Raw genomic sequence first — 2,163 nt, 5'->3', positions numbered from 1 at the left:
ACCGTGCACTGCCCCTTCGGCGAAGGCCTGATCGGCGGACCGCTCGCCGACATCCAGAAGGCGCATCCCGACACCATTATCGGCTCCTACCCGAAATATGGCGACGGCAAATTCTGGACCGAGCTCGTGGTACGTGCCCGCGACGAAGCGGCTCTCGAGGCCGCGCGCCAGGACGTTGCGGCCATGGTGGCGGGCCTGTCGGCTGCGAGCTGACCCCGGAACCAGAAGGCGCGCGCCGACGTTTCTGGCACGGCACTTTCGTTGCGGCTATTGATGCCGGTGGCGATCTTGCGCCGATAAATTTGAGGGATCTGCCATGCGCTTCAAGACGATCGTCGCCATTCTGCAGAACGAACAGGACGCCGAGCGCGTGCTCGATTGCGCCATCCCGCTTGCCGAGCGGTTCGAAAGCCACCTCGTCGGCATCCACGCCGAAGCGCTTCCGGTCCCCTATACGTCGGCAACCGGTTTCCCCGACACCGAATTCCTGCAAGTCTCGGCCGAGATGAACAAGGAGCGCGCCGACAAGCTGCAGGCTGTCTTTCTCAGGCGCGTCGAGGATTCCGACCTGTCCTTCGAGTGGCGGAGCCTCGAAAGCTTCTCCGGCGACAGCGCGCTGACCGGCATTTCGAGCGTGCGGGCGGCTGACCTGATTATCGCCGCGCAGCGCGACACCGGGGGCGATCCGGGCGCCGATGTCGATACGCTGGTCTACGATGCCGGCCGGCCGGTGCTTGTCGTTCCGCATGCCGGGCCGCTCGTCACCACCTTCAGGCGTGTACTGCTGGCCTGGAACGGCAGTAAGGAAGCGGCTCGTGCAGCATTCGATGCCTTGCCCTTCATCAGCGAGGCGGACAAGACCGACATTCTCGTCATCGATCCGCCGGAAACGCTCGACGAGGCTCCCGAGGCGGCGGGCGCCGAGATCGCGGCTGCCTTGTCACGCCACGGCGCCAATGTCAGCGTTTCCGTGCAGAAATCGGGGGCAAGCTCGGTCGACGACATCATCCAGGAGAGGATCGCCGAATCCGGCGCCGATCTGCTGGTGCTCGGCGCCTACAGCCACTCCTGGCTGCGACAGCTCCTGTTCGGCGGCGTCACCCGCACCGTGCTGCGCACGGCAAACGTGGCAGCCTTCCTGTCGAGATAAGCCTGTCTCCGCGAAGTGGGAATCGGGTTCGGGGGACAAGGACATGTATCAAACAGGGAACTTGCACCGCGTCGCCTGAACAGCGCGACGCGGTATAAGTACACAGCCATCCCTGGCGGCCACCTTGCCAAGGCTGGCGCTTTCCGGCTAATTCCGGCTGCATTCCATCGTATCTGCGCGCTGCGGCGCGCGCTTGCGGAGTGCACGAACCATGTCCCTTCCCGAAAAAGCCTTTCCGGTCTCCTGGGACCAGTTCCACCGCGATGCCCGCGCGCTCGCCTGGCGGCTTTCCGGCACCAACAAAGGCCAGTGGAAGGCGATCGTCTGCATCACCCGAGGAGGCCTGGTGCCCGCCGCGATCATTTCGCGCGAGCTTGGCATCCGCGTCATCGAAACGGTCTGCGTCGCCTCCTATCACGACTACACGAGCCAGGGTCAGTTGCAGGTGCTGAAGGAGATCTCGCCTTCGCTTCTTGCCGATGACGGCGCGGGTGTGCTCATCATCGACGACCTCACCGATACCGGCAAGACGGCCGGCATCGTGCGCGCCATGATGCCGAAGGCGCATTTCGCCACCGTCTATGCCAAGCCGAAGGGAAGGCCTCTGGTCGATACATTCGTCACCGAGGTCAGCCAGGACACCTGGATCTACTTCCCGTGGGACATGGGCTTCACCTATCAGAAGCCGATTGCCGACGATCACGCCGGCTGATCGTTGGAAGCTGCTGTTTCCGTCCAGCGCCCGCCCAAATCACTGTTTGCTGTATAGAGAAGGCTCTCGGGGAGAAGGCTCTCGGGGGCGATGATTTCGCAATTGCCTGCCCTGTCCGGGTTAACCAACCCGAGTGAAGTTTTTTACTTTTATCGTCCACAATACGTCGTAAGATTCGTTTGATGGCAAATGATTCTAGAGGCTCGGGGCAGCTTCTACGATGTTGACGAGGCCAACGACGCACAACCAGATGGCCGAAAGAGTCCGACGACTCTTCGGCTCAGTGCCTTGCCGCTGTCTC

The 2,163-nt window shown here is 62.6% G+C and carries 2 protein-coding genes and 1 pseudogene; all 3 read left to right on the top strand.

What is annotated here, in order from left to right:
• Positions 1–213: pseudogene (locus EOA60_RS29850) on the top strand (competence/damage-inducible protein A); the annotation flags it as partial.
• Between the two features lie 103 nt (positions 214–316).
• On the top strand, positions 317–1,150 hold the full coding sequence (locus tag EOA60_RS29845; RefSeq protein ID WP_095802222.1) for a universal stress protein: 834 nt from the start codon (positions 317–319) through the stop codon (positions 1,148–1,150).
• Between the two features lie 211 nt (positions 1,151–1,361).
• Positions 1,362–1,862: a xanthine phosphoribosyltransferase gene (gene gpt, locus EOA60_RS29840; protein ID WP_066998919.1), complete on the top strand. Its 501-nt coding sequence runs from the start codon at positions 1,362–1,364 to the stop codon at positions 1,860–1,862.
• Positions 1,863–2,163: the final 301 nt, after the last annotated feature.

Origin of the sequence: Mesorhizobium sp. M1A.F.Ca.IN.020.06.1.1, from assembly GCF_004023265.1 — a bacterium.
Taxonomy (GTDB): Bacteria; Pseudomonadota; Alphaproteobacteria; order Rhizobiales; family Rhizobiaceae; genus Mesorhizobium.
Note: the sequence above shows the minus strand (reverse complement) of the source record. Positions and strands in the feature narration are given on the sequence as shown.